Annotated in this window: 21 protein-coding genes; 20 read left to right on the top strand and 1 reads right to left on the bottom strand. The window is 63.8% G+C overall.

What is annotated here, in order from left to right; all coding sequences use genetic code 11:
- Positions 1-44 precede the first annotated feature (44 nt).
- From fabZ to ispD, 12 genes are all read left to right on the top strand, one after another.
- Positions 45-485 carry a 3-hydroxyacyl-ACP dehydratase FabZ gene (gene fabZ / locus CAG33_RS06435; RefSeq protein WP_085581395.1) on the top strand — a complete coding sequence of 147 codons (441 nt, stop codon included), beginning with the start codon at positions 45-47 and terminating at the stop codon, positions 483-485.
- The gene (gene lpxA, locus CAG33_RS06430) at positions 482-1258 is read left to right on the top strand and encodes an acyl-ACP--UDP-N-acetylglucosamine O-acyltransferase (protein WP_085581397.1); all 777 of its coding nucleotides are present in this window, start codon (positions 482-484) and stop codon (positions 1256-1258) included. Before fabZ ends, lpxA begins: the two co-directional genes overlap by 4 nt.
- 2 nt (positions 1259-1260) lie before the next feature.
- Complete coding sequence (lpxB, locus tag CAG33_RS06425; RefSeq protein WP_085581399.1) at positions 1261-2391, top strand: lipid-A-disaccharide synthase; 1131 nt, start codon at positions 1261-1263, stop codon at positions 2389-2391.
- Between the two features lie 11 nt (positions 2392-2402).
- A complete protein-coding gene (rnhB, locus tag CAG33_RS06420) occupies positions 2403-3029 on the top strand; it encodes a ribonuclease HII (protein ID WP_085581759.1) in 627 nt (208 codons plus the stop codon).
- A 76-nt stretch (positions 3030-3105) separates the two neighbouring features.
- Positions 3106-6627: a DNA polymerase III subunit alpha gene (gene dnaE, locus CAG33_RS06415; protein ID WP_085637402.1), complete on the top strand. Its 3522-nt coding sequence runs from the start codon at positions 3106-3108 to the stop codon at positions 6625-6627.
- 138 nt (positions 6628-6765) lie between these two features.
- Positions 6766-7713, top strand: coding sequence for an acetyl-CoA carboxylase carboxyltransferase subunit alpha (locus CAG33_RS06410; protein ID WP_085581403.1), 948 nt, complete (start codon positions 6766-6768; stop codon positions 7711-7713).
- Between the two features lie 131 nt (positions 7714-7844).
- The gene (gene tilS / locus CAG33_RS06405) at positions 7845-9167 is read left to right on the top strand and encodes a tRNA lysidine(34) synthetase TilS (protein WP_085637399.1); all 1323 of its coding nucleotides are present in this window, start codon (positions 7845-7847) and stop codon (positions 9165-9167) included.
- A gap of 274 nt (positions 9168-9441) precedes the next feature.
- Positions 9442-11073, top strand: a complete 1632-nt coding sequence (locus tag CAG33_RS06400; RefSeq protein ID WP_085581407.1) for a CTP synthase — start codon at positions 9442-9444, stop codon at positions 11071-11073.
- A gap of 4 nt (positions 11074-11077) precedes the next feature.
- Entirely contained in the window at positions 11078-11923 is an 846-nt protein-coding gene (gene kdsA / locus CAG33_RS06395; RefSeq protein ID WP_085581409.1) for a 3-deoxy-8-phosphooctulonate synthase, read from the top strand.
- 156 nt (positions 11924-12079) lie between these two features.
- A complete protein-coding gene (gene eno / locus CAG33_RS06390; RefSeq protein ID WP_085581411.1) occupies positions 12080-13369 on the top strand; it encodes a phosphopyruvate hydratase in 1290 nt (429 codons plus the stop codon).
- 169 nt (positions 13370-13538) lie between these two features.
- On the top strand, positions 13539-13817 hold the full coding sequence (ftsB, locus tag CAG33_RS06385) for a cell division protein FtsB (RefSeq protein ID WP_085581413.1): 279 nt from the start codon (positions 13539-13541) through the stop codon (positions 13815-13817).
- On the top strand, positions 13814-14521 hold the full coding sequence (ispD, locus tag CAG33_RS06380; RefSeq protein ID WP_085637396.1) for a 2-C-methyl-D-erythritol 4-phosphate cytidylyltransferase: 708 nt from the start codon (positions 13814-13816) through the stop codon (positions 14519-14521). Before ftsB ends, ispD begins: the two co-directional genes overlap by 4 nt.
- Before the next feature lie 142 nt (positions 14522-14663).
- Here ispD and CAG33_RS06375 read toward each other — a convergent pair whose 3' ends face one another.
- Positions 14664-15560: a LysR substrate-binding domain-containing protein gene (locus CAG33_RS06375; RefSeq protein WP_085581417.1), complete on the bottom strand. Its 897-nt coding sequence runs from the start codon at positions 15558-15560 to the stop codon at positions 14664-14666.
- A 106-nt stretch (positions 15561-15666) separates the two neighbouring features.
- Between CAG33_RS06375 and CAG33_RS06370 the strand changes: the two genes are divergently transcribed.
- The 8 genes from CAG33_RS06370 (at position 15667) to rpoS (ending at position 22892) form a co-directional block, all read left to right on the top strand.
- Positions 15667-16779, top strand: a complete 1113-nt coding sequence (locus CAG33_RS06370) for an S-(hydroxymethyl)glutathione dehydrogenase/class III alcohol dehydrogenase (RefSeq protein WP_085581419.1) — start codon at positions 15667-15669, stop codon at positions 16777-16779.
- Positions 16780-16844: 65 nt separating this feature from the next.
- Positions 16845-17690 (top strand): S-formylglutathione hydrolase, encoded by an 846-nt coding sequence (gene fghA, locus CAG33_RS06365; RefSeq protein WP_085581421.1) that lies wholly within the window; start codon positions 16845-16847, stop codon positions 17688-17690.
- A 53-nt stretch (positions 17691-17743) separates the two neighbouring features.
- Positions 17744-18217 (top strand): 2-C-methyl-D-erythritol 2,4-cyclodiphosphate synthase, encoded by a 474-nt coding sequence (gene ispF / locus CAG33_RS06360; RefSeq protein ID WP_085581423.1) that lies wholly within the window; start codon positions 17744-17746, stop codon positions 18215-18217.
- Positions 18214-19272, top strand: coding sequence for a tRNA pseudouridine(13) synthase TruD (gene truD, locus CAG33_RS06355; protein ID WP_085581425.1), 1059 nt, complete (start codon positions 18214-18216; stop codon positions 19270-19272). The genes ispF and truD overlap by 4 nt, the downstream gene beginning before the upstream one ends.
- Positions 19260-20009 (top strand): 5'/3'-nucleotidase SurE, encoded by a 750-nt coding sequence (gene surE, locus CAG33_RS06350; protein WP_085632069.1) that lies wholly within the window; start codon positions 19260-19262, stop codon positions 20007-20009. The genes truD and surE overlap by 13 nt, the downstream gene beginning before the upstream one ends.
- A gap of 41 nt (positions 20010-20050) precedes the next feature.
- Complete coding sequence (locus CAG33_RS06345; RefSeq protein ID WP_170929962.1) at positions 20051-20686, top strand: protein-L-isoaspartate(D-aspartate) O-methyltransferase; 636 nt, start codon at positions 20051-20053, stop codon at positions 20684-20686.
- A 211-nt stretch (positions 20687-20897) separates the two neighbouring features.
- A complete protein-coding gene (locus tag CAG33_RS06340) occupies positions 20898-21779 on the top strand; it encodes a peptidoglycan DD-metalloendopeptidase family protein (RefSeq protein WP_085581430.1) in 882 nt (293 codons plus the stop codon).
- Positions 21780-21884: 105 nt separating this feature from the next.
- Positions 21885-22892, top strand: a complete 1008-nt coding sequence (gene rpoS, locus CAG33_RS06335) for an RNA polymerase sigma factor RpoS (protein WP_085581432.1) — start codon at positions 21885-21887, stop codon at positions 22890-22892.
- Positions 22893-23227: the final 335 nt, after the last annotated feature.

Raw genomic sequence — 23227 nt, 5'->3', positions numbered from 1 at the left:
GCGCCACGTCGCACTCCCAATCTTTACATAGGCTTCCCCCCGAAATGATGGACATCAACGAGATTCGCGAATACCTGCCTCACCGTTACCCGTTCCTGCTGGTGGACCGGGTGGTGGATCTGGACACTGAAGGCAAGCGCATTCGCGCCTACAAGAATGTCAGCATCAACGAGCCGTTCTTCAATGGCCACTTCCCGGCGCATCCGATCATGCCGGGCGTGCTGATCATCGAAGCGATGGCCCAGGCTGCCGGGATCCTCGGTTTCAAAATGCTGGACGTCAAACCGGCCGACGGCACCCTCTACTACTTCGTCGGTTCCGACAAGCTGCGCTTCCGTCAGCCTGTGCTGCCGGGTGATCAGCTGATCCTCGAAGCCAAGTTCATCAGCTGCAAGCGCCAGATCTGGAAGTTCGACTGCCAGGCCTCTGTCGACGGCAAGCCGGTCTGCTCGGCGGAAATCATCTGCGCGGAACGCAAGCTATGAGTTTGATCGACCCTCGCGCAATCATCGACCCGACAGCCGTCCTGGCTGAAGGGGTCGAGGTCGGCCCGTGGTCGATCGTCGGCGCAGGTGTGGAAATCGGCGAGGGTACGGTGATCGGGCCTCATGTGGTCCTCAAGGGCCCGACCCGCATCGGCAAGCACAACCGGATCTACCAGTTTTCCTCGGTCGGCGAGGATACGCCGGACCTCAAGTACAAGGGTGAAGAGACCCGCCTCGTGATCGGTGACCACAACGTCATCCGCGAAGGCGTGACGATTCACCGCGGCACGGTGCAGGACCGCTCGGAAACCACGCTGGGCGACCACAACCTGATCATGGCCTATGCCCACATCGGCCATGACAGCGTGATCGGCAACCACTGCATCCTGGTCAACAACACCGCGCTGGCCGGCCATGTGCACGTCGACGACTGGGCGATCCTGTCCGGCTTCACGCTGGTGCACCAGTATTGCCACATCGGCGCGCACAGCTTCTCCGGCATGGGCACCGCGATCGGCAAGGACGTCCCGGCGTTCGTCACCGTGTTCGGCAACCCGGCCGAAGCGCGCAGCATGAACTTCGAAGGCATGCGTCGCCGCGGCTTCAGCGAGGATGCCATCCACGCTCTGCGCCGTGCCTACAAAACGGTGTACCGCCAGGGGCTGACCGTCGAGCAGGCACTGGCCGAACTGGCCGAACCTGCGGCCCAGTTCCCTGAAGTCGCCTTGTTCCGCGACTCCATCCAGTCTTCGAACCGCGGCATCACCCGCTGACCATGGCCAATCTGCGTATTGCGCTGGTGGCGGGCGAGGCTTCCGGCGACATTCTGGGCGCCGGCCTGATGCGCGCCCTCAAGGCCCGGCATCCGACGGCGGAGTTCATCGGCGTCGGCGGGCCGCTGATGCAGGCCGAAGGGCTGACCTCCGACTTCCCCATGGAGCGCCTGTCGGTCATGGGGCTGGTGGAGGTGCTCGGCCGGCTGCGCGAGCTGCTCAAGCGGCGCAAGCACCTGATCGAGACCCTGATCGAGCGCAAGCCGGACGTGTTCATCGGCATCGACGCCCCGGACTTCAACCTCAACATCGAACTCAAGCTGCGTCAGGCCGGGATCAAGACCGTGCACTACGTCAGCCCGTCGGTGTGGGCGTGGCGGCAGAAGCGCGTGCTGAAGATCCGCGAAGGCTGCGACCTGATGCTCACGCTGTTCCCGTTCGAAGCGAAATTCTACGAAGAGAAGGGCGTGCCGGTGCGGTTCGTCGGCCACTCGCTGGCCGACGCCATTCCGTTGCAGGCCGACCGTGGGGCGGCGCGGGCCGAGCTGGGCTTGCCCGACGGGCCGCTGGTAGCCCTGATGCCGGGCAGCCGCGGCGGCGAGGTCGGGCGCCTCGGCGCGCTGTTCCTCGACACCGCCCAGCGGCTGCGGGCCTTGCGCCCTGGCGTGCGTTTCGTGTTGCCCTGCGCCAGCCCCGAGCGGCGGGTGCAGATCGAAGCGCTGCTGGCCGGCCGCGACCTGCCGGTGACCCTGCTCGACGGCAAGTCCCACCTGGCCCTCGCCGCCTGCGACGCGGTGCTGATCGCTTCCGGCACGGCGACGCTGGAGGCGCTGCTGTACAAGCGGCCGATGGTGGTGGCCTACCGGTTGGCGCCGCTGACGTTCTGGATCCTCAAGCGCATGGTCAAGAGCCCTTACGTGTCCCTGCCGAACCTGCTGGCCCAGCGCCTTCTGGTGCCTGAGCTGCTGCAGGACGACGCAACGGTCGAGGCCCTGGCCCAGACGCTTTCCCCGCTGATCGACGGCGGCGAGGAACAGACCCGCGGCTTCGACGAGATCCACCGCACCCTGCGGCTGGACGCCTCCAACCAGGCCGCCGACGCGGTGCTGAACCTGATCGGTCAATCACGATGAGCAAGACAAGCATGCAGATGGGCCTGGATTTCACCCTGGTCGCCGAAGTCGAAGAACTGGTGGCCGGTGTCGACGAGGTCGGCCGTGGCCCGTTGTGCGGCGCGGTGGTGACGGCGGCGGTGATCCTCGATCCTAACCGGCCGATCCAGGGCCTGAACGACTCGAAGAAGCTCACCGAAGCCAGGCGCGAGAAACTGTTCGACGAAATCAAGGAAAAGGCCCTGAGCTGGTGCATTGCCCGGGCCGAGGTCGAAGAGATCGACGAACTGAACATCCTCCATGCCACCATGCTGGCCATGCAGCGGGCCGTCGCCGGCCTGCACATCCAGCCGAAGCTGGCGATGATCGACGGCAACCGTTGCCCGAAACTGCCGATGCGTTCCGAAGCGGTGGTCAAGGGCGACAGCAAGGTGCCGGCCATCGCGGCGGCCTCGATCCTGGCCAAGGTCAGCCGCGACCGCGAGATGGCGGCGTTCGAGCTGACCTACCCGGGCTACGGCATCGGCGGCCACAAGGGCTATCCGACGCCCGTTCATCTGGAAGCGTTGGTGCGCCTGGGGCCGACGCCGATCCACCGGCGTTCGTTCGCGCCGGTGCGTCAGGCCTACGAGGCGCTGGAAGGCCTGGCGCCGGTTTAGGCCCATGGCTGATGTTTTGTTCGAGGCCCGGTACAATCCGGGCCTTGTTGTTTCCATGTAACTGGACAGGATCACTATGCCGGCTTCATTCGTTCACCTACGCCTGCACACTGAATACTCCCTGGTCGACGGGCTGGTGCGGATCAAGCCGCTGGTCAAGGCGCTCACCGGCATGAACATGCCGGCCGTTGCGGTCACCGACCAGAACAACATGTGTTCCCTGGTCAAGTTCTACAAGGCCGCCATGGGCGCCGGGATCAAGCCGATCTGCGGGGCCGACCTGTGGCTGTCGAACAAGGATCCGGACGGCCCTCTGAGCCGGATCAGCCTGCTGGCGATGGACGCCCTGGGCTACCGCAACCTCACCGAGCTGATTTCCCGCGGGTTCATCGACGGCCAGCGCAACGGGATGATCATCATCGAGCGCCAGTGGGTGGTCGAGGCCAGCGCCGGCCTGATCATGCTGTCGGCGGCGAAGGAGGGCGAGATCGGCATGGCCCTGATCGCCGGCAACCCGGCCGAGGCCGAGGCATTGACCCGCGAATGGATGGCGGTGTTTCCCGACCGCTTCTACCTGGAGATCCAGCGCACCAACCGCGTCAACGACGAAGAGCAGCTGCACGGCGCCGTGGCTCTGGCCGACAAGCTCGGCGCGCCGCTGGTGGCGACCAACGATGTGCGCTTCATCAAGCCGGAAGACTTCGAGGCCCACGAGACCCGCGTCTGCATCGGTGAGGGCCGCGCCCTCGACGACCCGCGCCGTTCCAAGAATTACAGCGATCAGCAATACCTCAAAAGCGCCGAGGAAATGGCCGAGCTGTTCAGCGACCTGCCCGACGCGCTGGAAAACACCGTCGAGATCGCCAAGCGCTGCAACATCGACGTGAAGCTGGGCAAGCACTTCCTGCCCGACTATCCGATCCCCGACGGCATGACCATCGACGAGTATTTCCGCAAGGTCTCGTTCGACGGCCTGGAGGAGCGCCTGTCGGTGCTGCTGCCCAAGGACACCACCGAAGACTACGACGCCAAGCGTCAGGTGTATGTCGACCGGCTGAATTTCGAGCTGGACATCATCATCCAGATGGGATTCCCCGGTTACTTCCTGATCGTGATGGACTTCATCCAGTGGGCCAAGAACAACGGCGTGCCGGTGGGCCCCGGACGGGGTTCGGGCGCCGGTTCGCTGGTGGCCTACGTGCAGAAGATCACCGACCTCGACCCGCTGGAATACGACCTGCTGTTCGAACGTTTCCTCAACCCGGAGCGGGTCTCCATGCCCGACTTCGACGTCGACTTCTGCATGGACGGCCGTGACCGGGTGATCGACTATGTGGCCGACAAGTACGGCCGCAACGCGGTGAGCCAGATCATCACCTTCGGCTCCATGGCCGCCAAGGCGGTGGTGCGCGACGTGGCCCGGGCCCAGGGCAAGTCGTTCGGCCTGGCGGACCGCCTGTCGAAGATGATTCCGTTCGAGGTCGGCATGACCCTCGAAAAGGCCTACGAGCAGGAAGAGATCCTGCGCGACTTCCTCAAGGTCGACGAAGAGGCCCAGGAAATCTGGGACATGGCCCTCAAGCTCGAAGGCGTGACCCGCGGCACCGGCAAGCACGCCGGCGGCGTGGTGATCGCGCCCACCAAGCTCACCGACTTCTCGCCGATCGCCTGCGATGAAGAGGGCGGCGGCCTGGTCACCCAGTTCGACAAGGACGACGTGGAGGCGGCCGGCCTGGTGAAGTTCGACTTCCTCGGTCTGCGGACCCTGACGATCATCGACTGGGCGCTCAAGACCATCAACCGCGACCGCGCCAAGACCAACGAGGCGCCGCTGGACATCGCGTTCATCCCGCTCGACGACAAGCCGACCTACAGCCTGCTGCAGAAGGCCGAAACCACGGCGGTGTTCCAGCTCGAATCCCGCGGCATGAAGGAGCTGATCAAGAAACTCAAGCCCGACTGCCTCGAAGACCTCATCGCACTGGTGGCCCTGTTCCGTCCGGGCCCTCTGCAATCGGGCATGGTGGACGACTTCATCAACCGCAAGCACGGCCGCGCCGAGCTGGCGTACCCGCATCCGGACTACCAGTACGAAGGCCTGCAGCCGGTGCTGGCGCCGACCTACGGCATCATCCTGTACCAGGAACAGGTGATGCAGATCGCCCAGGTCATGGCCGGCTACACCCTCGGCGGCGCGGACATGCTGCGACGGGCGATGGGTAAAAAGAAGCCCGAGGAGATGGCCAAGCAGCGCGGCGGCTTCATCGAAGGTTGCGCGTCCAACAACATCGATGCAGATCTGGCGGGCAACATCTTCGACCTGGTGGAGAAGTTCGCCGGTTACGGCTTCAACAAATCCCACTCCGCCGCCTACGGCCTGGTGTCGTACCAGACCGCGTGGCTGAAGGCCCACTACCCGGCGCCGTTCATGGCGGCGGTGCTGTCGGCGGACATGCACAACACCGACAAGGTCGTGACCTTGATCGAAGAAGTGCGCACGATGAAGCTGCGCCTCGACGCGCCGGACGTGAACACCTCGGAGTTCAAGTTCACGGTGAACGACGACGGGCGCATCGTCTACGGCCTCGGCGCGATCAAGGGCGTGGGCGAAGGCCCGGTGGAGGCGATCACCGAAGCGCGCCAGGACGGCCCGTTCAAGGACCTGTTCGACTTCTGCGCCCGCGTCGACCTCAAACGCATCAACAAGCGCACCCTGGACGGCCTGATCCGCAGCGGCGCGCTGGACCGCCTGGGTCCGTACTTCCATGACGAGCAGAAGGCCTACCAGGCCAACATCGACCGCAACCGCGCGGTGCTGCTGGCGTCGATGGAAGAGGCGATCAAGGCCGCCGAACAGACCGCGCGCACCCACGACAGCGGCCACGCCGACCTGTTCGGCGGGCTGTTCGTCGAGGAGGATGCGGACGTCTACGCCAGCCACCGCAAGGCCCGGGAGCTGACCCTCAAGGAACGCCTCAAGGGCGAGAAGGACACCTTGGGCCTGTACCTCACCGGCCACCCGATCGACGAATACGAAAGCGAGATCCGTCGCTTCGCCCGTCAGCGCATCATCGACCTGAAGCCTGCGCGGGATACCCAGACCATCGCCGGCATGATCATCGCCCTGCGGGTCATGAAGAACAAAAAGGGCGACAAGATGGGCTTCATCATCCTCGACGACCGCTCCGGGCGGATCGAGGCGTCGCTGTTCGCCGATGCGTTCCACTCCGCCCAGTCGCTGCTGCAGACCGACGCGATGGTGGTGGTCGAAGGCGAGGTCAGCAACGACGACTTCTCCGGCGGCCTGCGCCTGCGGGTCAAGCGGGTGATGAGCATGGAAGAGGCGCGGACCAGCCTGGCCGAGAGCCTGCGCCTGAAACTGCAGACCCAGGACCTGAAGGGCGATCAGCTACGCTGGTTGGGCGAGTTGCTCAAGCGCCACCGCGGGGCTTGCCCGATCACCATGGAATACACCAGCCCCGATGCGAAGACCTTGCTGCAGTTCGGCGAGAGCTGGCGGATCGATCCGGCGGACGCCCTGATTCAAGCCCTGCGTGACCAGTTCGGACGAGACAACGTCTTCCTCCAATACCGTTGACCGGCAGGTGATATCAGATCGCCTGTCCGCAACCTGAACTTTTAATCTCGACCTCGACGCGCCTGTCCCTTAAGGTAGGGCGCGAACAGACAACCGGCCGGCCCAAGCTTGCTTGGACGCGACCCTAGACGGACGCCTATGAACCCGAATTTTCTAGATTTCGAACAGCCGATCGCCGACCTGCAAGCCAAGATCGAAGAATTGCGCTTGGTCGGTAACGACAATTCGCTGAATATCGGCGATGAGATCTCCCGCCTGCAGGACAAGAGCAAGACGCTGACCGAAGACATTTTCGGCAAGCTGACCAGCTGGCAGATCGCACGTCTGGCGCGTCACCCGCGCCGTCCGTACACCCTCGACTACATCGACCACATCTTCACCGAGTTCGACGAACTGCACGGTGACCGTCACTTCTCCGACGACGCGGCCATCGTGGGCGGCGTGGCACGTCTGGACGACCAGCCGGTGATGGTGATCGGTCACCAGAAGGGCCGCGAAGTGCGCGAGAAGGTGCGCCGCAACTTCGGCATGCCGCGTCCGGAAGGCTACCGCAAGGCCTGCCGCCTGATGGAAATGGCCGAACGCTTCAAGATGCCGATCCTGACCTTCATCGACACCCCGGGCGCCTACCCGGGCATCGACGCCGAAGAGCGCAACCAGAGCGAAGCGATCGCCTGGAACCTGCGCGTCATGGCGCGCCTGAAGACCCCGATCATCGCCACCGTGATCGGTGAGGGCGGTTCTGGCGGCGCACTGGCCATCGGCGTGTGCGACCAACTGAACATGCTGCAGTACTCGACCTACTCGGTGATCTCGCCGGAAGGCTGCGCCTCGATCCTGTGGAAAACCGCCGAGAAGGCGCCGGACGCCGCCGAAGCCATGGGCATCACTGCCGAGCGCCTGAAGGGCCTGGGCATCGTCGACAAGGTGATCAACGAGCCGCTGGGCGGCGCCCACCGCGACTTCGCTGCCGCTTCCGCCTCGATCCGCGCCGAGCTGATCTCGCAGCTGGCGATGCTGAAGAAGTTCGACAACGACGCACTGCTGGCCCGCCGTTATGAGCGTCTGATGAGCTACGGTCTCTGATCGAACAGGCCGTACCCATGTGGGAGCGAGCCTGCTCGCGATAAGGGTTAACATTCAACGCACCTGTTGTTTGTTCAATCGCTGTCGCGAGCAGGCCCGCTCCCACATTTCATTTGTGCGATGTGTCCCCCATGACCCGGATCGATCTGTCTGACCGACTTCTGCGCACCCTGACGCCCTGGCGTACCGCTGCGGCCTGGCGCATCGCCTTCTCCGGCGGACTCGACTCCACCGTCCTGCTGCACCTGCTCGCCCGTCTGGCGAAGACCGAAACCCTGCCGCCCTTGAGCGCCCTCCATGTCCATCACGGCCTTCAGGCCGCCGCAGAGGCGTGGCCGGAGCATTGCCGAGCCTTCTGCGATGCGCTGGGCGTGCCGCTGCAGGTGGTTCGCGTGCAGGTTCGGCCCGGTGCGAGCCTGGAGCGCGCGGCGCGTGATGCGCGTTACGCAGCGTTCGACGCAGCGATCGGCCGCAACGAAGCCCTGCTGACCGGGCAGCACCGTGACGATCAGGCGGAGACCTTGCTGTTTCGTCTGCTGCGGGGGGCGGGGGTGAGAGGGTTATCCGCGATGCCTGCGCACAGGACGCTGGGGCAGGGCAGCCTGGTACGTCCGTTGCTCGATGCGGGAAGGGGCGAACTGGAAGCCTACGCACGGGCCCATCAGCTGACCTGGATCGAGGATCCGTCGAATCAGGACGCGCAGTTCTCCCGCAACTATCTGCGTCATCAAGTGATGCCTTTTCTCGCCGCCCGCTGGCCGCAGGCGACGGCCAGCCTGGTGCGCAGCGCTGCACATGCGCGGGAGGCGCAAGGCTTGCTGGATGAGCTAGCGCAGCTCGACCTGAACGATGCGCGCACCCCGGACGCCTTCGACTGGCTGGGCGTGCCCTCGTTGGCGCTGGCCCCGTTGGCCGGTTTGTCCGCCGCCCGCCAGCGCAATGCCCTCAGCCATTGGCTGGCGCCGCTGACCCGCTTGCCGGATACCGACCATTGGTCGGGTTGGTCGGACCTGTGCGAGGCCGCCGTCGATGCGGCGCCGGTCTGGCGTCTGGCCGACGGTGAACTGCATCGCAGCGCCGGCCGCCTCTGGTGGCTCAGCGGGCAATGGCTGCGCATGCCGGTGGCCGCAGACGCTTGGCCTGATCCTGCGAGGCCGCTGCGCCTGGCCGATAACGGGCGTGTCATGTTGCTGGGGCAGACTCCTGCCGGGCCGCTCAGGATCGCTTACCGGCAGGGCGGCGAGACGATGCGCCTGCCCGGCCGCGGCGGGCGCGACCTCAAGCGCCTGCTCAACGAACGCGGCGTTCCGGCCTTCGTGCGTGGCAGATTGCCGCTGCTGTTCCGCGGCGAGGAACTGCTCGCCGTGGCGGACCTGCCGGGGCTCGACGGCAGTGCGCAGGACGGCTGGCGACTGCATTGGCAGCCTTCGGATGAAGATCAAGGTTTGAGATGAAAGGGGCATTCCGGTAGACTACGCTCCCTTCTTGATACAACTTCTGTGGATTCGCCTGAATTGCAGGAGTTGCCGATTACCAAGCAGTCTTTGCTGGGCGATTCCAAAAAATGTGTAGCGAGCTACGTACCGGTGTTTTCACTTCCGGTCTGTCCCAACGCGGCGGTTTTTTTGAAAGGTGCACTGTGATTAATGCAGGTGATCGGGGGCTTCGGCCTTCCTTCGCTTTCCCCGGCGGCTCGGACCGCTTTAACGCAGACTTCTAGGGTTTTTCATGACGCGCTACATATTCGTCACGGGCGGTGTTGTTTCTTCATTGGGGAAAGGCATTGCCTCGGCTTCATTGGCGGCCATCCTGGAGGCGCGGGGGCTCAAGGTCACCATGCTCAAGCTGGATCCGTACATCAACGTCGATCCGGGCACCATGAGCCCGTTCCAGCACGGTGAAGTGTTCGTCACCCACGACGGCGCCGAGACCGACCTCGACCTGGGCCACTACGAGCGGTTCATCCGCACGACCATGACCCAGAACAACAACTTCACCACCGGTCGCGTCTACGAGCACGTGCTGCGCAAAGAGCGCCGCGGCGACTACCTGGGCGCCACCATCCAGGTGATCCCGCACATCACCGACGAGATCAAGCGTCGCATCATCAAGGGCGCCGGCGATGCCGACGTGGCCCTGGTGGAGATCGGCGGCACCGTCGGCGACATCGAGTCGCAACCGTTCCTCGAAGCCATCCGTCAACTGCGGGTGGAAGTCGGTTCCAAGCGCGCGATGCTGATGCACCTGACGCTGGTTCCTTACATCGCCACCGCCGGCGAGACCAAGACCAAGCCGACCCAGCACTCCGTGAAGGAACTGCGCTCCATCGGCCTGCAGCCTGACGTGCTGATCTGCCGCTCCGACCATCCGGTGGATGTGTCCTCGCGCCGCAAGATCGCCCTGTTCACCAACGTTGAAGAGCGTGCGGTGATCTCCCTGGAAGACGTCGACACCATCTACAAGATCCCGGCCGTGCTGCACGCCCAGGGCCTGGACGACTTCGTCGTCGAGCGCTTCGGCCTGCAGTGCAACGGCGCCGACCTGTCCGAGTGGGAAAAGGTCGTCGACGCCAAGCTCAACCCTGAGCACGAAGTCACCATCGCCATGGTCGGCAAGTACATGGAGCTGCTGGACGCCTACAAGTCGCTGATCGAAGCGATGAGTCACGCCGGCATCACCAACCGCACCAAGGTCAACCTGCGTTACATCGATTCCGAAGACATCGAGAACCAGGGCACCGCGCTGCTGGAAGGCGTCGACGCAATCCTGGTGCCGGGCGGCTTCGGCTTGCGTGGCGTGGAAGGCAAGATCACCGCCGTCCAGTACGCCCGTGAGAACAAGGTGCCGTACCTGGGCATCTGCCTGGGCATGCAAGTGGCGGTCATCGAGTTCGCCCGCAACGTGCTGGGCTGGAAAGACGCCAACTCCACCGAGTTCGACCGCGCCAGCGGCCACCCGGTCGTGGGCCTGATCACCGAGTGGGCCGATGCCACCGGTGCGGTCGAGACCCGCAGCGAAGCCTCCGACCTGGGCGGCACCATGCGTCTGGGCGCGCAGGAATGCCTGCTGGAGTCCGGCTCCAAGGTGCACGACTGCTACGGCAAGGACGTGATCGTCGAGCGTCACCGCCACCGCTACGAAGTGAACAACAACCTGCTGCCGCAGATCATGGAAGCCGGCCTGAAGATCTCCGGCCGCTCCGGTGACGGCGCGCTGGTCGAAGTGGTCGAGGCACCGGATCATCCGTGGTTCGTCGCCTGCCAGTTCCACCCTGAGTTCACCTCGACCCCGCGTGACGGCCATCCGCTGTTCAGCGGTTTCGTCAAGGCCGCGTTGGCTCAACACCAGAAGAAGGCGTAACCCGATGGCACAGAAGATCATCCGCGTCGGCGACATCGAGATTGCCAACGACAAGCCCATGGTGCTGTTCGGCGGCATGAACGTGCTGGAAAGTCGCGACATGGCCATGCAGGTTTGCGAGGAATACGTGAAGGTCACCGAAAAGCTCGGCATCCCTTACGTGTTCAAGGCCAGCTTCGACAAGGCCAACCGGTCTTCTGTGACCTCGTACCGCGGTCCTGGCCTGGAAGAGGGCTTGCGCATCTTCCAGGACATCAAACAGGCCTTCGGCGTGCCGATCATCACCGACGTCCATGAGCCCGACCAGGCCCTGCCCGTCGCCGAGGTCTGCGACATCATCCAGCTGCCGGCCTTCCTGTCGCGCCAGACCGACCTCGTGGTCGCCATGGCCAAGACCGGCGCGGTGATCAACATCAAGAAAGCCCAGTTCCTCGCGCCCCAGGAGATGAAACACATCCTGAACAAGTGCGTGGAGGCGGGCAACGATCAGTTGATCCTCTGCGAGCGCGGTTCGAGCTTCGGCTACAACAACCTCGTGGTCGACATGCTCGGCTTCGGGATCATGAAGCAGTTCGAATACCCGGTGTTCTTCGACGTGACCCACTCGCTGCAGATGCCGGGAGGTCGTTCCGACTCCGCCGGCGGGCGCCGCGCCCAGGTCACCGACCTGGCCAAGGCGGGCATGAGCCAGTCGCTGGCCGGGCTGTTCCTCGAAGCGCATCCGGATCCGGACAACGCCAAATGCGACGGCCCTTGCGCCTTGCGCCTGGACAAGCTGGAGCCGTTCCTGGCCCAGCTCAAGGCCCTGGACGAACTGGTGAAGAGTTTTCCGACGGTAGAGACCGCGTAAGCCTCATTTCTCCGGTAAAGTACCGCACGATTCCTGGCTCAGACCTTCGGGTTTGAGCCTTGTCGTCTGCAAGACTGCCTGCTGCACACCCCTTGCCGACGGTCAAAGATTTCCTCTAGCTGCGTCGTTTTCGTCAACTTTGGAGTGTTTACAACAATGGCAAAAATCGTCGACATCAAAGGTCGTGAAGTTCTCGACTCCCGTGGCAACCCCACCGTGGAAGCGGACGTGCTTCTCGATAACGGCATCATCGGCAGCGCCTGCGCGCCGTCCGGTGCTTCCACTGGCTCGCGTGAAGCGCTCGAGCTGCGTGATGGCGACAAGAGCCGTTACCTGGGCAAGGGTGTGCTCAAGGCGGTAGCCAACATCAACGGTCCGATCCGCGAACTGCTGCTGGGCAAAGACCCAAGCGACCAGAAAGCCCTGGACCTGGCGATGATCAAGCTGGACGGCACCGAAAACAAGGCGACCCTGGGCGCCAACGCCATCCTCGCCGTGTCCCTGGCCGCCGCCAAGGCTGCCGCCCAGGACCAGGACCTGCCGCTGTACGCGCACATCGCCAACCTGAACGGCACTCCGGGCGTCTACTCGATGCCGGTTCCGATGATGAACATCATCAACGGCGGCGAACACGCCGACAACAACGTCGACATCCAGGAATTCATGGTGCAGCCGGTCGGCGCCAAGTCCTTCTCCGAAGGCCTGCGCATGGGCACCGAGATCTTCCACCACCTCAAAGCCGTGCTGAAGGCCCGTGGCCTGAACACCGCCGTGGGTGACGAAGGCGGTTTCGCGCCTAACCTGGCCTCCAACGAAGACGCGCTGTCGGCCATCGCCGAAGCGGTCGCCAACGCCGGCTACAAGCTGGGCACCGATGTGACCCTGGCCCTGGACTGCGCGGCCAGCGAGTTCTTCGAAGACGGCAAGTACAACCTGTCCGGCGAAGGCAAGTCCTTCGACGCCGCCGGTTTCGCCGACTACCTCAAAGGCCTGACCGAGCGCTTCCCGATCATCTCGATCGAAGACGGCCTGGACGAGTCCGACTGGGCTGGCTGGAAGATCCTGACCGACAAGATCGGCGACAAGGTGCAACTGGTCGGCGACGACCTGTTCGTGACCAACACCAAGATCCTGAAGGAAGGCATCGAGAAGAACATCGCCAACTCGATCCTGATCAAGTTCAACCAGATCGGCACCCTGACCGAAACCCTGGAAGCCATCCAGATGGCCAAGGCCGCCGGCTACACCGCCGTGATCTCGCACCGTTCCGGCGAAACCGAAGATTCGACCATCGCCGACCTGGCCGTGGGTACCTCGGCCGGCCAGATCAAGACCGGTTCCCTGTGCCGTTCCGACCGCGTCTCCAAGTACAACCAACTGCTGCGTATCGAAGAGCAGTTGAACGGCAAGGCCAAGTACAACGGTCGCGGCGAGTTCCGCGGCTGAGCCTTGAACGTAAAAGGACACCGGATTGTGTCGGAAAAGTCGTGACAGCGATGGATTTGCCACTAATCTGATGCCTTATCAGCACAAGCCTGGATCTTCCAGGCTTCGTGCTATCAGATGCTTCAACGTTTTGCGTGGCTGTCTTTTTTCACTGGATACCTGATATTCGATGCGCAGTCCCTATTGGTTGTTTCTCGTCCTGCTTCTGCTGCTGGCCGGTCTGCAATACCGCCTGTGGGTGGGTAACGGCAGCCTGGCGCAAGTGGCCGAGCTGACTCAGCAAATCGACGACCAGCGCGCCGAGAACGAAGCCTTGCTGGAGCGCAACCGGGTGATGGACGCCGAGGTCAGCGAGTTGAAGAAAGGCATGGAGACCGTTGAAGAGCGGGCCCGCCATGAGCTGGGCATGGTCAAGGACGGCGAAACCCTTTACCAGTTGGCCCAATGAGCGATTTTCTGCCGGCCTTCTGGGCCGTGATTCCTGCCGCGGGCATCGGTGCCCGTATGGCCGCGGACCGTCCCAAGCAATACCTGCAACTGGGCGGACGCACCATTCTCGAACACAGCCTCGGCTGTTTCCTCGATCACCCGAGCCTCAAGGGCCTGGTGGTCAGTCTTGCTGTCGATGATCCTTACTGGCCGGGCCTGGCCTGTGCCGGCGACGCGCGCATTCAGCGGGTCGACGGCGGCGCCGAGCGTTCAGGTTCGGTGCTCAATGCCTTGCTGCACCTGCATGCCCAGGGCGCCAACGATGAGGATTGGGTGCTGGTGCACGATGCGGCGCGCCCCAACCTGAGCCGCAATGACCTGGACAAGCTGCTCGCCGAGCTGGCGCATGACCCGGTCGGCGGGTTGCTGGCGGTCCCGGCGCGGGACACGCTCAAGCGCGTCGACAAACAGGGGCGCGTGGTCGAAACCGTCGACCGCAGCGTGATCTGGCAAGCCTACACGCCGCAGATGTTTCGCCTGGGTGCGTTGCACCTGGCGTTGGCCGACAGTCTGGTGGCGGATGCGGTGATCACCGACGAAGCCTCGGCGATGGAGTGGGCCGGCCTTGCTCCGCGCCTGATCGAAGGGCGGGCGGACAACCTCAAGGTGACCCGGCCGGAAGACCTGGAGTGGTTGCGTCAGCGTTGGGCGAACCGGCGCTGAGTGCAGGTGGTGTCCGTTAGATAGCCATCGCGGGCAAGCCCGCTCCCACAGGTCTTGGGCACTCCACGGTCACTGTGGGAGCGGGCTTGCCCGCGATGGCGTCGGTGGGGGCACCGCAGAATCTCGGATGATCCACCCGTGTTCAGTTGCGGTACTCCGGCCGTTGCGCCAACCCTTCCTTGAGAAAATCCACCAGCTTGCGCACCTTCGGCGACAGGTGCCGCTGCTGCGGGTACAGCGCCCACACCGCGGTGTTCGGCGGCTGATGGGCCTCCAGCAGCGAAATCAGCGCGCCGCTGTGCAGATGCTCCAGCACGTAGTAGTCCGGCAACTGACACAGCCCCACCCCTTGCAAAGCCGCATCCAGCACCGCTTGCCCGCTGTTGCAGCGCCAGTTGCCCTGCACCCGCTGGGCGAATTCCCGCCCGTTCTGCTCCAGTTGCCAGATGTCCGAACTGCCGATCAGGCAATTGTGCCGGCTCAGCTCCGACAGGCTGTGGGGGCGGCCGTACCGTTCAAGGTAGGAGGGCGATGCGCACAGGTACATGCGCCGCGGCGCCAGCCGGGTGGCGACCAGCCGCGAATCCTGCAGGCGGCCCAGGCGGATCGCCAGATCCAGGCCTTCGTGAACCAGGTCGAGCTGGCGGTTGGTCAGCTCGATGTCGACCCGCAGTTGCGGGTAGTGACCCATGAACCGGGTCACCAGCGGCACGATGAAGCGTTCGCCGTAGGCCACGGCGCAGGTCATGCGCAGCATGCCTTTGGGCTCGCTGGCCAGGTCGCCGACGGCCCGCAGCGCTTCTTCGCGGCCGTCCTGCAGACGCTGGCAATGCTGCAGGAATGTCTGCCCGGCTTCGGTCAGCGTCACCCGCCGCGTACTGCGGTAGAGCAAGCGGGTCTGCAGGCGTTCTTCCAGCCGCGCGATCTGGCGGCTGATGTGCGAAGAGGAAACGCCCAAGCGTTCGGCGGCGGCGGTGAATTGGCTGCATTCGGCCACGGCGACGAACTCGTCGATGCCTTCCCAGCGGTTTTCGGACATCGGATTATCCCTGTACGGCAATAATGTTTTGCTTTTGTCCGGATTATTCACTCTCAGGTCGTGGATTACACTCCTTGTCTCGTTTTAATTCACTGGGAGAGTCAGGATGATCAAGTCGCGCGCCGCCGTAGCCTTCGGGGCCAAGAAGCCGCTGGAAATCGTTGAAGTCGATGTCGCCATGCCGAAGGCCGGTGAGGTGCTGCTTCGCGTGGTGGCCACCGGGGTGTGCCACACCGACGCCTACACCCTGTCCGGCGCGGATCCGGAAGGGATCTTCCCGTCGATCCTCGGCCATGAAGGCGGCGCGATCGTCGAGGCCATCGGTGAAGGCGTGACGTCGGTGGCGGTGGGCGACCACGTGATTCCGCTGTACACCCCGGAATGCGGCCAGTGCAAATTCTGCAAGTCGGGCAAGACCAACCTGTGCCAGGCCATTCGCGCCACCCAGGGCAAAGGCCTGATGCCGGACGGCACTTCGCGCTTTTCCTACAAGGGCGAAACGATTTTCCACTACATGGGCACCTCGACGTTCTCCGAGTACACCGTGCTGCCGGAAATCTCCGTGGCCAAGATCTCCAAGGACGCGCCGCTGGAGAAGGTCTGCCTGCTCGGTTGCGGCGTCACCACCGGTATCGGTGCGGTGATCAACACCGCCAAGGTCCAGCCGGGCGACACCGTGGCCATCTTCGGCCTGGGCGGCATCGGCCTGTCGGCTGTGATCGGCGCAGTGAAGGCCAAGGCTTCGCGCATCATCGCCATCGACATCAACCCGGCCAAGTTCGAGATCGCCAAGCAACTGGGCGCCACCGATTGCGTGAACCCGAAAGACTTCGATCGTCCGATCCAGGAAGTGATCGTCGACATGACCGACGGCGGCGTCGACTTCTCCTTCGAGTGCATCGGCAACGTGCAACTGATGCGCGCCGCGCTGGAATGCTGCCACAAGGGCTGGGGCGAGTCGGTGATCATCGGCGTGGCCGGTGCCGGCCAGGAAATCGCCACCCGTCCGTTCCAACTGGTGACCGGCCGCGTCTGGCGCGGTTCGGCGTTCGGCGGCGTGCGCGGTCGCAGCGAGCTGCCGAGCTACGTCGACATGGCCCAGAGCGGCGAAATCCCGCTCGACACCTTCATCACCCACACCATGGGCCTGGAAGACATCAACAAGGCTTTCGACCTGATGCACGAAGGCAAGAGCATCCGTACCGTCATCCATTTCTGATCAATCGCGGCAAGGCGCGGCTGCGGAGGTGTTCACCGGCAGCCGCGTCCGCGTAGGAGCCTTACATGAGTCTGGAAAACATCTCCTGTCAGAAAAGTTTCGGCGGCTGGCACAAGCGCTACCGGCACCGCTCCGACGTGCTGGGCTGCGACATGGTGTTCGCCGTGTACCTGCCGCCGCAGGCGGAGCAGGGCGGCAAGCTGCCGGTGCTGTATTGGCTGTCGGGGCTGACCTGCACCGACGAGAACTTCATGCACAAGGCCGGCGCCCTGCGCATGGCCGCCGAGCTCGGCCTGATCATCGTGGCGCCGGACACCAGCCCGCGCGGCGCCGAGGTGCCGGGCGACCCGGACGGGGCATGGGATTTCGGCCTCGGCGCCGGGTTCTATCTCAATGCCACCCAGGAGCCTTGGTCCCGGCACTATCGGATGCATGACTACGTCGTGCAGGAATTGCCTTCGCTGGTCGAGGCGCATTTCCCGGCGTCTGACAAGCGCAGCCTCAGCGGCCACTCCATGGGCGGCCACGGTGCGCTGGTGTGTGCCTTGCGCAATCCGGGGCGTTACCGCTCGGTGTCGGCGTTTTCGCCGATCAGCAATCCGATGGACTGCCCATGGGGCCAGAAGGCGTTCTCCCGCTACCTCGGCGAAGACCGCTCGAAGTGGCGCGAGTGGGATGCCTGTGCGCTGATCGCCGAGGCCGAAGAAAAGCTGCCGTTGCTGGTCGATCAAGGCGACCGCGATGATTTCCTGGCCAACCAGCTCAAGCCGGAGGCCCTGCAGCAAGCGGCAAGACAAGCGGGACATCCGCTGACGTTGCGCCTGCAGCCGGGTTACGACCACAGCTATTTCTTCATCTCAAGCTTCATCGACGACCACTTGCGACATCACGCACGCGCGCTAGGCGCCTAATGCCCGTCAAAGCAGGTAGAATCACGCCCTGACCAAAATCGGGGCGTTTTTTTATGCGTATTGGCCACGGCTACGATGTTCACCGTTTCGCTGAAGGCGATTTCATTACTCTGGGCGGCGTGCGGATCGCACACGGCTTCGGGCTGCTCGCCCACTCCGACGGTGACGTCCTGCTGCACGCCTTGAGCGACGCCCTGCTCGGCGCCGCGGCGCTGGGCGACATCGGCAAGCATTTCCCGGACACCGATCCGCAGTTCAAGGGCGCCGACAGCCGTGCGCTGCTGCGCCACGTGGTCGGCCTGATCCATGCCAAGGGCTGGAAGGTCGGCAACGTCGACAACACCATCGTGGCCCAGGCCCCGAAAATGGCGCCCCACATCGAAACGATGCGCGCCCTGATCGCCGCCGACCTCCAGGTGGAGCTCGACCAGGTCAACGTGAAGGCCACCACCACCGAGAAGCTGGGCTTCGTCGGTCGTGAGGAAGGCATCGCCGTCCATTCCGTCGCGTTGTTGCTGCGCGCATGAACGAACTGCAATTGCTCGGCCCTCGGGCCCACGGCGACGTGCTCGGCACGGCGGTGCTCAAGGCCGTCGCCGAAGACTTCCAGGTCGATGAAGTGCTCGACATCCCGTTCACCGGCGACGGCGAGCACCTGTGGATCTGGGTGGAAAAGCGCGGCCTGAACACCGAAGAGGCAGCGCGCCGGATCGCCAAGGCCGCCGGCGTGCCGTTGCGCACAGTGAGCTATGCCGGGCTCAAGGATCGTCAGGCCCTGACCCGTCAGTGGTTCAGCGTGCAGCTGCCGGGCAAGGCCGATCCGGATCTGTCGGCGGCGGAAAACGATACGCTCAAGATCCTCAAGACCACCCGCCACAAGCGCAAGCTGCAGCGCGGCGCGCACTCGGCCAACGGCTTCACCCTGCGCCTGACGCAGCTCGCCGGCGACAAGGCGGCCCTTGAGGAGCGCCTGCAACGCATCGCCCGGCAGGGCATCCCGAACTACTTCGGCGCCCAGCGCTTCGGCCATGATGGCGGCAATGTGGTCGATGCCCGCTCCTGGGCTGCGCGCAAGGCATTGCCGGAGCAGCGCAACGTGCGCTCGCGGCTGCTGTCGGCGGCGCGCAGCTTCCTGTTCAACCAGGTGCTGGCGGCGCGGGTCGCCGACGGCTCCTGGCAGCGCGCCCAGGTCGGAGACTTGCTGGCGTTCACCGACAGCCGCAGCTTTTTCCCGGCTGGCGAAGCCGAATGCAGCGATCCGCGCCTGGCGATTCTCGACCTGCATCCGACCGGTCCCCAGTGGGGCGAAGGTGACTCGCCGGCGGCCGGCGCAGTCCATGATCTGGAGCAGGGGATCGCCGCGCGCGAAGCGGACCTGCGCGATTGGTTGATTCACGCCGGCATGAGCCACGAACGTCGCATCCTGCGACTGCCCATTGGCGGGTTGACGTGGCATTATCCCGAGCCTGACATTCTGCAACTGGAATTCGTCCTCCCGGCCGGATGCTTCGCCACCGCATTGGTGCGCGAACTCGTTGATCTGGTGCCGGTGGGGCAGACGGACAGCCCATGCGTATTCTGATTTCTAACGACGATGGGGTAACCGCACCCGGACTCGCCGCGCTGTATGGTGCGCTGGCGGATTACACCGAATGCGTGGTTATCGCCCCGGAGCAGGACAAGAGCGGCGCCAGCAGTTCGCTGACGCTCGACCGTCCGCTGCATCCGCAATACCTGGCCAACGGTTTCATCGGCCTCAACGGCACGCCGACCGATTGCGTGCACCTGGGGCTCAACGGTTTGCTGGAGCGCGAGCCGGACATGGTGGTCTCGGGCATCAACCTGGGCGCCAACCTGGGCGATGACGTGCTGTATTCCGGAACGGTGGCGGCGGCCCTCGAGGGGCGTTTCCTCGACCGACCTTCGTTTGCCTTCTCGCTGGTGTCGCGGCAGGCGGAAAACCTGCCCACGGCCGCCCATTTCGCGCGCAAACTGGTGGAGGCCCATGAAGGGCTCGACCTGCCGCCGCGCACGGTGCTGAACGTGAACATCCCTAACCTTCCGATCGAGCGCATCCGCGGCGTTCAGTTGACCCGCCTGGGCCATCGCGCCCGTGCGGCGGCGCCGATGAAGGTGGTGGATCCGCGCGGCAGGGCCGGCTACTGGATCGCCGCCGCCGGCGACGCCGAGGACGGCGGCCCGGGCACCGACTTCCACGCGGTGATGCAAGGTTATGTGTCCATCACGCCGTTGCAGCTCGATCGCACGTTCAACGATGCATTCAGAAGCCTGGACGGCTGGCTGGAGGGGCTGAACTGATGGCTCGCGAACAAGACGACAGGCTGCGCAGCGGCATCGGCATGACCTCCCAGCGCACCCGTGAGCGCCTGATCCAGCGCCTGTACGAAGAAGGGGTGTCCAACGCCAGCGTGCTGGAGGTGATCCGCCGCACGCCGCGCCACCTGTTCGTCGATGAGGCGCTGGCCCACCGCGCCTACGAAGACACCGCGCTGCCGATCGGCAACAACCAGACCATTTCCCAGCCTTATATGGTGGCGCGCATGAGCGAGCTGCTGCTGGAGGCGGGGCCGCTGGACAAGGTGCTGGAGATCGGCACCGGTTCCGGCTACCAGACGGCGGTGCTGTCGCAGCTGGTGGAGCGGGTGTTCTCGGTCGAGCGGATCAAGGTCCTGCAGGATCGGGCCAAGGAGCGCCTGGTCGAGCTGAACCTGCGCAACGTGGTGTTCCGTTGGGGCGACGGCTGGGAAGGCTGGCCGGCGCTGGCGCCGTACAACGGCATCATCGTCACGGCGGTGGCCACGGATGTGCCCCAGGCCTTGCTCGACCAATTGGCGCCGGGCGGTCGGATGGTGATACCGGTCGGTTCGGGGGAAGTGCAGCAACTGATGCTGATCGTGCGTGAAGAGCACGGCTTTTCCCGGCACGTCCTGGGGGCGGTTCGCTTCGTGCCTTTGCTCAACGGACCGCTGGCCTGAGTCTCTTTTTCGAGGCGCTGAATTCCTGTCGTCCGGCCCGGTCTTACACCGGCGGCGATTGCGTAAACACTGCCGATCGTCATCAGGCAAACGTGTGCGCGACGGCAGTTCGCTTCATTAAAGGTAAAGCGGCTGCGGCCCGTTATACTTGCGACACTTCACGCCGGAGTCCGGCATTTCATTTTTTCAGCCACCAAGAAGGGAGCGGCGGGTGAGTCTCACAGTCATTGCGCAGCGTATGGGTAACACGAGCTTTCAGCGCCTGGTGACTGGCCTTGTCTTGAGCACCTTGCTGGTCGGTTGCTCCAGCACCAAATCGAACAATGTGCGGGTCGTCGACCGCAATGGCGCCGCGCCCCAACGTCCTGTCGTCACGACCGGGCAGTATGTGGTCCGTCCGGGCGATACCCTGTTTTCGATCGCTTTCCGCTACGGCTGGGACTACAAAGCCCTCGCCGCCCGGAACAACATTCCTACGCCTTACACGATCCATCCGGGTCAGACGATTCGCTTTGACGGCCGCACCGGTTCAACGCCGGCCGCCGTCGTCGCCGGCAGCGGTTCAACGCCTTCCTCGTCGAGCAAAACCACGGTAATCCGGCGCCAGGCGAATGGCACGACGACCACCACAACCACGGGCTCCGGGGCCGCTTCCACGGCGGTCGTACCGTCCGTCGCCAGCAAATCCGCACCCGCTCCACTGCCTCCTCCGGGCCCGGCCCCGACCGGCTGGGGATGGCCATCTAATGGCATTCTCATTGGCAAATTCTCTTCAAACGGTAGTTTGAATAAAGGAATTGATATCGCCGGAGATTTGGGACAGCCTGTTTTAGCTGCGTCTGATGGGACGGTGGTTTACGCCGGGAGTGGCTTAAGGGGCTACGGCGAATTGGTCATCATCAAACACAGCGAAACCTACGTCAGCGCCTACGGCCACAACCGCAGGCTTTTGGTACGGGAGGGGCAGCAGGTCAAGGTCGGACAGACAATTGCCGAAATGGGGTCAACGGGTACAGACCGGGTGAAACTGCATTTTGAGATTCGCCGACAAGGTAAACCTGTGGATCCGCTGCAGTTCCTGCCACGACGTTGATTTGAAGCCAGCCTGTTCCGTCGCGTAGAGGGGACAGGCTCCAGCGCTGCCAAGGATAGAGGCGTCGCTTGAGCTTGGGGTCGAACTCACCAAAGGACTATAACAATGGCTCTCAGTAAAGAAGTGCCGGAGTTTGACATCGACGATGAGGTTCTCCTGATGGAGGCCGCCATCGATACGGATTCGATGTCGAATGATGAAGGGGCAGCTCCACCTTCCGTTCGTGCCAAATCCAAACACTCCGCTTCACTTAAGCAACACAAGTACATCGACTACACGCGGGCGCTCGATGCCACGCAGCTGTATCTCAACGAAATCGGCTTTTCCCCCTTGCTCTCCCCGGAAGAAGAAGTTCATTTTGCGCGCCTGTCGCAAAGTGGCGATCCCGCCGGGCGCAAGCGCATGATTGAAAGCAACCTGCGGCTGGTGGTGAAGATCGCCCGGCGTTACGTCAATCGGGGGCTGTCGCTGCTGGATCTGATCGAAGAGGGCAACCTCGGGCTGATCCGGGCGGTGGAAAAGTTCGATCCCGAGCGCGGCTTCCGCTTCTCGACCTACGCGACCTGGTGGATCCGCCAGACCATCGAACGCGCGATCATGAACCAGACCCGGACCATCCGGCTGCCGATTCATGTGGTCAAGGAGCTCAACGTGTACCTGCGGGCCGCACGGGAGCTGACGCAAAAGCTCGACCACGAACCCTCACCCGAAGAAATCGCCAACCTGCTGGAAAAACCGGTGGGCGAGGTCAAGCGCATGCTGGGCCTGAACGAGCGGGTTTCTTCGGTCGACGTCTCGCTGGGGCCGGATTCGGACAAAACCCTGCTGGACACCCTGACGGACGACCGTCCGACCGATCCGTGCGAACTGCTGCAGGACGATGACCTGTCGCAGAGCATTGATCAATGGCTCTCGGAACTGACCGACAAGCAGCGCGAGGTGGTGGTGCGCCGCTTCGGTCTGCGCGGCCACGAGAGCAGCACGCTGGAGGATGTGGGCCTGGAGATCGGCCTGACCCGGGAACGGGTGAGGCAGATCCAAGTGGAAGGCCTCAAGCGCCTTCGGGAGATCCTCGAGAAGAACGGCTTGTCGAGCGAGTCGCTGTTTCAATAAGCGCCTCACCTGACCGCCCGCAAGAAGCCCCGACTGGATCGGGGCTTTTTGTTGTCTGCCGCCGGGCAAGGGAGCCCGCGTGTGGCCAGGGGGCGCCACCAGGCGCTTCGCTCCGAAGTTTGTAGTCTCGCGTTGTAAGCCTTGGCTGACAGTTTCGTAAGTGTTCACTATGTTTACACTTCCGTAGACGTCCATTAGGCGTAATGCAGGTTTATAACTATTTGATTTTGTTGGTTATTTATAAAAATGAAGGCCTTATGACAAGCCGTTCCGCAGCCGAGTGCCGATTGCTCTCGGCGGGGAACTCTTTAGTATCTGGGTTGTGTCGACGGATA

The organism is Pseudomonas sp. B3(2017) (assembly GCF_002113595.1).
In the GTDB taxonomy this organism is placed as follows: domain Bacteria; phylum Pseudomonadota; class Gammaproteobacteria; order Pseudomonadales; family Pseudomonadaceae; genus Aquipseudomonas; species Aquipseudomonas ekonensis.
The sequence above is the reverse complement of the archived record's forward strand: the minus strand, read 5'-3'. Positions and strand labels throughout refer to the sequence as shown.